This window comes from Tenacibaculum haliotis (assembly GCF_025215075.1).
In the GTDB taxonomy this organism is placed as follows: Bacteria; Bacteroidota; Bacteroidia; order Flavobacteriales; family Flavobacteriaceae; genus Polaribacter; species Polaribacter haliotis_B.
On the sequence record NZ_JAOBTH010000029.1, the window covers coordinates 476754 to 486103 of the forward strand.

The window sequence follows — 9350 nt, forward strand, 5'->3', positions numbered from 1 at the left end:
GCTCTTAAATTTAAAATTTAAGAGCGTTTTGTTTTTATTTAAGTAAAGTGTATGTTTTGTGTAGTTAAATGCTTTTAAATGATACTTAAAATTGATTTTTGTTTTTTTTTATCAGATATATTAAAGAAGAATACTCTCCATTTTTACTTGCTTTTAAATTTGATCTTAATCCGTTAAAAAAAGCACGTAATGGTCTTGATTTTTTTGATTTGTATTTTTCAGATAATAACGAAACATAAAAAGCATCAAACTTCATTGGAAGTATTTTTTCTACGTTCATTTCTATATCAGAAAATATTTTTTTTATAGCTGTTTTAGAAAAATGCCACAAATGTCTTGGTACATCATAAGCTGCCCAAAATTCTTTATAACGACTTGCATCATAACTTTTAAAATTAGGAACTGCAATTATTAAAACACCATTTGGTTTTAATAATTTTTTTAATTGATGTGTATATTCTATTAAATTAGGAACATGTTCTAAAACATGCCAAAGTGTAATTACATCAAATTGTTTTCCTTCATATTCCGAAATATCTTTTTTAAGGATGATGCTTTTTCCTTCGGCAAACTTTCTTGCTTTATCAGAAGGTTCTATTCCATTAACTTTCCAATTATTATTTTTACATACTTTTAAAAAATCACCTGTCCCCGCTCCTACGTCCAAAATTGTTTTATCTTTTGTATTAAAAGAGTTTATCAATTTCAGTTTTTGATTTAGTGTATGGTTTTTTACTAATTGATATACGCGGTCAAAAAGTGTTTTCTTACTATCGGTATGAGAAATGTATGAATCACTCACATAATAACTTTCTAAATTCACCGGTACGGGTGAAGTAACAAGCATATCATATTCCTTATTATACATTACTTCATAACTCTCATCTGAAACAGTATAATCTATACAGTTTAATAACGGAGTTAGGTTTTTATAAAGTGCTTTTTCTGTATTCAATTTCTTTTTCTTTTTAAGATGTTCCATGTGGAACATGCTATAATGTTATTGCAATATTACGTAAAAAAGAAAAACGTTCCACATGGAACGTTTTTCTTTTTATTATTAAGTTGATATTATTATCTACCCATATAAACTAATAGCACAGAAATATCACTAGGTGAAACTCCACTTATTCTACTTGCTTGAGATATTGAAGTAGGTTGAATGCTTACTAATTTTTCTCTAGCTTCAATAGATAATGAATGTACTTTATCATAATCGAAATTTGCAGGTATTACAACTTTTTCTAATCTATTTAATTTATCAGCATTGTTCTTTTCTTTATCTATATATCCCGAATATTTTAAATGAATCTCTGTCTGCTCTATTACATCAGTATTCATTTCGTTTTCTTTTATATAGTTGTGTAACTTTTCAATGCTATTAAAATCACTTAAACTTAACTGAGGACGTGTTGCTATCTTTATTAATTTCATTGTTTGATTAACAACCGATAATCCTTTAGCTTCTAAAATAGGATTTATATCTTCTTTCTTTACACTTAGGTTTGTAATAAAGTGAATCAATTTATCTGTTTTCTCTTTCTTCTCTAGTACTCTTTCTAATCTTTCATCAGAAGCTAATCCTAATTTATGACCAATTGGAGTTAATCTTAAATCGGCATTATCTTGTCTTAATAACGTTCTGTATTCAGCACGAGAAGTAAACATTCTATATGGTTCTTCTGTTCCTTTGGTAATTAAGTCATCAATTAAAACTCCAATATAAGCTTCACTTCTTTTTAATATAAAGGGTTCTTTATTTTGAGTTTTTAAGGCTGCATTTACACCAGCCATTAAACCTTGTGCAGCTGCTTCTTCATAACCCGTCGTTCCGTTTATTTGACCTGCAAAGAATAAATTTTCAATTAACTTCGTTTCTAAACTATGTTTTAATTGTGTTGGTTGAAAGAAATCATATTCAATTGCGTATCCAAAACGTAAGAATTTTACATTTTTAAATCCTGGAATATGACGAATTGCTTCATCCTGTACATCTTCTGGCATAGAAGTAGAAAATCCGTTTACATAAATTTCAACAGTATTCCATCCCTCTGGTTCAACAAAAACCTGATGACGATCTTTATCTGCAAAACGATCAATCTTATCTTCTACTGATGGACAATAACGTGGTCCTGTAGATTTAATTCTACCATTAAACATTGGTGAACGATCAAAGCCAGCACGAAGTATATCGTGTACTTTTGTATTGGTGTGTGTTAAATAGCAAGAACGTTGTTCTGTTAATTTTTTAATGTTAGGTAAATAAGAAAACTTCTCTGGATTTTCATCTCCAGGTTGTTCAGTCATTTTAGAAAAATCTAAAGAGCGAGCATCAACTCTTGGAGGAGTTCCTGTTTTCATTCTTCCAGATTCAAATCCTTTAGCAACTAAATCTTCTGTAATACCTGTTGAAGCTCCTTCACCTGCTCTACCACCACCAAATGTTTTTTCACCTATATGAATCAATCCATTTAAAAAAGTACCGGCAGTAATAATAACAGTCTTTGCTTTTATCTCTAATCCTAAAGCTGTTTTTACACCAACGATTTTATTTTCATCAAAAATTAATCCGTTAACAGAGTCCTGATAAAAATCTAAATTATCTGTCTTCTCTAACATATTTCTCCAGCACTCTGCAAATTGCATTCTGTCCGACTGTGCCCTCGGACTCCACATTGCAGGTCCTTTTGATTTATTAAGCATCTTAAACTGAATAGCAGTCTTATCGGTTACAATTGCACTGTAACCCCCTAAAGCATCAATTTCGCGAACTATTTGCCCTTTAGCGATACCACCCATTGCTGGATTACAACTCATTTGAGCTATATTCTGAAGGTTCATTGTTATTAATAACGTATGTGCACCCATGTTGGCACTTGCAGCTGCAGCTTCACTACCAGCGTGTCCACCACCTACTACAATTACATCGTATGTTGTATTAAATAAACTCATTTTTATATGCTGTTCCACGTGGAACGATTTTAGTTTTCGTTTAAAGTTTTTAAAGAATCGTTTTCTTTAGTACGCATTATTTGTTTTTCAGCTTCGGTTTTATCTTTGTATTTCATGTAATGTAATACACCATGAATAATAACTCGATGCAGTTCGTTTTCAAATAAAACATTAAACTCTTTTGCATTTTCTTTTACTCGCTCGATAGAAATAAAGATGTCTCCTCCTACTAACTTACCTAACGTATAATCAAAACTAATGATGTCAGTTAAAGTATCGTGTTGTAAAAATTCAACATTCATTTTATGTAAATAGGTGTCATCACAAAATACATAGTTGATTTCTCCTAGTTCAAATTCTTCTTTTTCTATACAGTTCTGAATCCACTTAGAAGTTTTTTCTTCATTTTCTAATTGAAATTCGGTTTCGTAATTAAATACAATCATTCTTTAATTTATGTTGTAATAAAAATAATTTAAATCTATTACTTGTTGTTTTTAGGAAGGTTAAAATACTCCTGAACCTTCTTTTTATAATCAGGGCGCAAAGGTAATGATTGTCTATTTAATATCTCTGTTTGGTTATAGAACAACTTCTTAAACTTTAAATCCTTAATACTTTCTTTATTATACTCTTGTAAATTGGTATTTGATTTTCGTTTTTTATCACGATTTTGTTCGAATGTAGCCTTCTCTAATTTTAGTAATTCATAGTTTAATTGTTGCATTCGGTTAATGCTTTGCTGTGTAAAACCTTTTTCTAAAATATCATTTTCTAACTGCTCCATTTCTTTAAGAGCTTTTTTAGCTTTGCCGTTACCACTTTTACCTTGGCCAATGGCATCTTCTAATTGTTGTCTTAATTCCGATTGTTGTTTATATATTTCATATAACTCACCATTTAAACCTTCTCCTTGCTTACCGTTCTGACCTTCTTTTCCTCCACCTTTTTTTCCATCTTTTCCATCTTTATGTTTTCCACCTTCTTTCTTTTGCATACCTTCTTGCATCTTTTTCATTAAATCACTTTGCTTTTTAATAATGTCTGGCAAGCTAAAAGATTTCCCTTTTCCTTTCCCTTTTCCCCTACCAGGTTTTGGGTTTTGCATAGCATCTAGCGTATTGCTTAACAAGTCTGCTAAAGTGTTTGCAGATGTCATTATGTAACGCTGATTTGTTATTCCGTTTTGAAATTTATTATCAGCAAAATTTTCTAAAGATTCACTTAAATTATAATGTGCTAACGAAAGTTGATCTTGTACTTTAGATGATATTTTAGGATTTTTTATTGATAAAACAAATAAGCTATCGTCTATATGTTCAAAATAACTTTTAAGTAAATATTGCTTTTGTAGGTTTTTACCAAAGTTTGGATGTGAAGAATTAGTTGAAGAAAACACATTCATTAATACTTCTTGATCAAAAGAAAATGTAATTAAGTTTTCTAATACCTGTCGTAAACCTTCCATATTTTCTTCTTCCATATCAGCACTCATTTCTTGCATTGAGTCTTGCATTTTTTGACTCATTTCTTGCATTTTTTTTGCTGCTTTTTTCTGATTTTCTTTTGATTCAGATTGTTTTTTGTTTGCTATATTTTCTTCTGCTTTGTTAAGTTCTTTTTGGGTTTCATCAGATAACTTTTCCATAGAAGGCATTTCCATCGGAGATTTTAATTTTTCATTATCTTTTTTTAATTCATTAAGTTCTTCTTTAGCTTCCTTAAATTCTTTATTTATTGCCTTTTGTTCGTCGTTTGTTGCTTCCTTTTTTGATAATTCATCTTGTTTTTTTGACAACTCATTTAAATTATCCGCTACTTTTTGCATTTTCTGTTCAACATAAAAACGTTTAGTCATTTCTAATATACGCTCTAAACTTCTTTCCTGTTGTTTGTTTTGCTCAGCTAGTTCTTTTGTTTTTTTTATTAAATCTTCTCTGTTAAGTTTCTCAGCTAATTTTTTTAATTCATCTAATATTTTCTGTTGTTTATCTAGCTTTTTAATTTCTTCTATTCGTTGTTTTAGTGCTTCTTTTTTCTCTTGTAAGCTTTCGTTTTTTTCTTTCTTTTCAGTAAAATTGTTTTGTAAATTTTCGGTTTGACGTTGCATCATTTGCTTATACTGATCTTGTCTTTTAATTAAATTCTTAATCTTTTTCTGATCATTCCAATTTACATTCTTCTTGTTTTGTAATTCAAATTGAATTTTCTCCAATTCCTTTTTACTTCGTTCTTGTTTATGTAATGAGTTCTCTAAGTTATCAATATAGTTACGTTGTTCTTGTAAAAGCTCCTGCTCTATCTCGTTGGTTGTTTTCTGTCGATAAGAAAATTTTTGACTCTTCGTTTTTTTATTTCCGTTTACGGCATCGTTATCAAATACCTGAAAATAAAGTTCATAATCAACTCCTTTTATAAGATCTAAATCTCCAGGAAACTCAAAGAAAAAAGTTTGAATATTGTTTTTATTTATAGCAATCTTCTTTAAACTTAATGCATCACCAGTATTTTTATCATAGTAAACCAATTCTAATTTATTAAAGCCATAATCATCAGAAATTTGCCCAACAAACTGAGCATTACCTCTAGTAATACTATCAATATTAGAATTTAAATTTATTAAAGGATATTCATCCATAATAACAGTTATAGAAAATTGTAGCTGTTCGTAATCTTTTAAACTATTATTAGAAGTAGTAATTTGATAATTAATAGTTTTTTTAATCTGCTTTTTAAATTTAAATTCATCAATTTTATTTTTGATAAAATTGTAACGTTTTTCATTTAATAGTAAGTTAACACTATCTGTTTCAGTTGTTTTAACTTGCCATTCTACAATTGTTCCTTGTGGAACATTAAGATTTCCTGTGTTTTCAATTGTTTCATTTTTCTTATGAATATAGCTAGGGTATTTTAAATTCAATGAAATGTTTTGAATAGAAGGTGTTCTTATAATAGCTATATTATAGGTTATAGATTCTATACCGTTTGCACTAGCGTAAAAATTAATTGGTTCTTGTACTTCAATAAACGTATATGAAAACAAACCATTACCTTCATTTTTTAAAAAATATTGTTGCTTGTTAAAATGAATTTTGGCACTCTCAGGAATAATTTCGCCGCTTGTTTGAATATAAACCGTAATATCTTTTCCTTTAATGACTTTTAAATTGGTAGTTGTTAAATTGAAATAAAAAGGAGCGGGAGCTTTATAAGCAACAGAATGATTTACTACACGATTAAAACTTTCGGATAGCTTGTGAGTTGTTCCTGTTATAAATGATAATCCCCAAATAAAAACCGGAATTAATGCATATTTTAAGTATTTAATATTGCTATTAAAATTAACTGCTTTATTAAATGATATTGGTTGTATTTCTTTTGCTTTTTGAGAAATACTGGCTAATAACAAGTCCGATTGATTGCGGTTTTGTTTTAGTTGTAATACGTTTAAAAGCTTATCTTTTACTTCCGGAAAATGATTTCCAATAATTTTAGACGATTCTTCAAAAGAAATTCCTTGCTGTAATCCTATAATTTTAAAAATAGGAAAACAAATAAAACGGAAGAATAAAAATAATTCTACTAAAATAAATATCCAAAATAATAGCGTTCTGGCAGTTGGCCTTAGCCACAAAAAGTATTCAATAAACAAAGTAAAAAATAAGTATAATATCCCTAAAGAAATAAATAAAATACTCCCTTTTATTAATTCATTGGTGTAGTATTTTCTACTAAACTGCTGTAACTTTCGTGTTATCTTATTAAAATCTTCCATATCAATTTATAAAAGTACTATTTTTAAAAGGAAGTTTTAGTTAAAGGTTTCTGTAAGAATTTTTAAATTTACCGTACTAAACCCTTATACTTTTAAATTTAAACGAAATTCATAATTATTTTAAAATGAAAAAACTTGTTACAATACTGTTATTATTAGTTTCTATTAACCTGTTAGCTCAAAGTCCGTGGACGAAAAATAAAAACGAAACCTATGTACAATTATCATTTACTAGTATTGCTAATTACGATAAACTACACGGTAATCCTGAAGTAAATTTAACAAATAAAGTATCAGACAACACCCTACAATTATATACTGAATACGGTATTTCAGATAATACAACTTTAGTTTTAAACTTTCCGTTTAAATTAACATCTTCAAATGCAACTTCCTCTCCAAGTAATAATTCATTAGGAAATGTTCAATTCGGAATAAAACATAACTTTAGTAATAAAAAATGGTTATTAACAGGGCAATTAAATGTTGAAGCCAATACAGGTAATTATGATGAAATAACTGGTTTACGAACAGGTTATGATGCATGGAGTTTTACGCCGTTATTTATTGCAGGTAGAGGTTTTAATAATTGGTACATACAAGCTTTTACAGGTTTTGATATTCGTACAAACGATTATAGTAGTAACTATAAATTAGGTGGAGAGATTGGTTACAAAACATTAAATTGGCTTTGGATTGCTGGTTTTTTAGATGGTGTAGCATCATTAAAAAATGGAGATATTGCATTACCATCACAAAACTTAAACACAGGTTTATATGTTAATAACCAAAGTTACGCAGGCTTCGGATTAAAATTCATAGCAGAAATTAATGCTAGTTTTGGTGCAAATATAGCCTTAGGCGGTGCGTTTTCTGGAAGAAATGTTGCTAAAGTTCCCGCAATAAGTTTTGGTTTATACCAGAAGTTTTAAACTATTATACAATATATGTAATTACCAAGAGAAGCTTTTATAAAAGCTTCTCTTTTTCTTTTTATCTAATTTCTTTTCTCTTTTATTAAAACTATCTTTGCGCTTTCAAATTAATAAAAATGACTGACAACGTAAGAGTACGCTTTGCTCCTAGCCCAACAGGACCTTTACATATTGGTGGTGTAAGAACTGCTTTATTCAATTACTTATTTGCTAAAAAATATAACGGAACTTTTGTGTTACGTATCGAAGATACTGACCAAACACGTTATGTAGCAAATGCTGAACAATATATAATTGATGCTTTAAAATGGTGTAATATCCCTTTTGATGAAGGACCAGGAAATAATGAAAAGTTCGGACCATACCGTCAGTCAGAACGTAAAGAATTGTATAAAAAGTATGCAATTGAATTGATTGAAAAAGGCTGGGCTTATTATGCTTTTGATACAGCAGAAGCATTAGATGCACAACGAAAAAATGATGAAGAAAACGGAAAAACGTTTATTTATAATTGGCACAATCGTGCTACGTTAGATAATTCATTGAATCTTTCTGATGAAGAAATCAAAAATAAATTAGAAGCAGGAACAAAATATGTTGTCCGTTTTAAAACTCCGCAAGATGAAACATTGTTATTACAAGACGAAATCCGTGGAACGATTAAGATTGATACAAATACGTTAGATGATAAAGTATTATTTAAATCAGACGGAATGCCAACGTATCATTTAGCAAATATTGTTGATGATCATTTAATGGAAATAAGTCATGTTATTCGTGGTGAAGAATGGTTACCTTCTCTCCCACTTCACACTTTATTATACCGCGCTTTTGATTGGGAAGCTCCAAAATTTGCGCACTTACCATTAATTTTAAAACCAGTGGGTAAAGGAAAATTAAGTAAACGTGATGGTGATAAATTAGGATTCCCTGTATTTCCTTTAGAATATACGAATGAGCAAACAGGTGATGTTTCTCGTGGTTATAAAGAAGATGGTTATTTTAATGATGCATTTATAAATATGCTTGCTTTATTAGGATGGAATCCCGGTACGGAACAAGAAATATTTTCTTTAGAAGCATTGGTTGAAGCTTTCGATTTAAGCAGAGTTAGTAAATCTGGTGCTAAGTTTAGTCCGGATAAAACAAACTGGTTTAATCAGCAATACTTACAACAAAAATCAAACAAAGAACTAACGGAATTATATATCACTATTCTAGAAGAAAAAGGAATTGATATTGATAGCGCTTTTACTGAAAAAGTAGTTTCATTAATAAAAGAGAGAGCTACGTTTGTTGCTGATTTTTGGGATTTATCAAGTTTTTTCTTCATGAATCCTTCGGAATATGACGAAAAAGCATCAAAAAAGCAATGGAAAGATACTACTGGCGAGTTAATGCAAGAATTAACCACAGTTATCGATAAGATTGAAGATTTCACGATAGAAAATGCTCAAACTGATATTAAAGGCTGGATTACGGCTAAAGAAATTGGTTTTGGTAAAGTAATGCAACCATTACGTTTAAGTTTGGTAGGTAAATTAGCAGGGCCAGATTTGTTTGATATAATGACAATGATTGGTAAAGAAAACACACTACAACGAATTAACAACGCAATAGCGAAGTTATCATAAAAACAAAAAACGCCGCTTTATAAAGCGGCGTGTTTATTTTGGATTAATTTT

The 9350-nt window shown here is 29.5% G+C and carries 6 protein-coding genes; 2 read left to right on the top strand and 4 right to left on the bottom strand.

The features are described 5' to 3' along the window. Nucleotides 1-85: 85 nt before the first annotated feature. The 4 genes from N2251_RS13945 to N2251_RS13960 form a co-directional block, all read right to left on the bottom strand. Entirely contained in the window at nucleotides 86-982 is an 897-nt protein-coding gene (locus tag N2251_RS13945; RefSeq protein WP_260587350.1) for a class I SAM-dependent methyltransferase, read from the bottom strand. A gap of 92 nt (nucleotides 983-1074) precedes the next feature. Continuing rightward, entirely contained in the window at nucleotides 1075-2952 is a 1878-nt protein-coding gene (gene mnmG, locus N2251_RS13950; protein WP_260587364.1) for a tRNA uridine-5-carboxymethylaminomethyl(34) synthesis enzyme MnmG, read from the bottom strand. 29 nt (nucleotides 2953-2981) lie between these two features. Beyond that, entirely contained in the window at nucleotides 2982-3398 is a 417-nt protein-coding gene (ybeY, locus tag N2251_RS13955; RefSeq protein ID WP_260587351.1) for an rRNA maturation RNase YbeY, read from the bottom strand. Nucleotides 3399-3436: 38 nt separating this feature from the next. Continuing rightward, nucleotides 3437-6730 carry a DUF4175 family protein gene (locus tag N2251_RS13960; protein WP_260587352.1) on the bottom strand — a complete coding sequence of 1098 codons (3294 nt, stop codon included), beginning with the start codon at nucleotides 6728-6730 and terminating at the stop codon, nucleotides 3437-3439. Between the two features lie 125 nt (nucleotides 6731-6855). Here N2251_RS13960 and N2251_RS13965 point away from each other — a divergent pair, with 125 nt between their 5' ends. Continuing rightward, complete coding sequence (locus N2251_RS13965) at nucleotides 6856-7662, top strand: hypothetical protein (RefSeq protein ID WP_260587353.1); 807 nt, start codon at nucleotides 6856-6858, stop codon at nucleotides 7660-7662. Nucleotides 7663-7781: 119 nt separating this feature from the next. Beyond that, nucleotides 7782-9299, top strand: coding sequence for a glutamate--tRNA ligase (gltX, locus tag N2251_RS13970; protein WP_260587354.1), 1518 nt, complete (start codon nucleotides 7782-7784; stop codon nucleotides 9297-9299). Nucleotides 9300-9350: the final 51 nt, after the last annotated feature.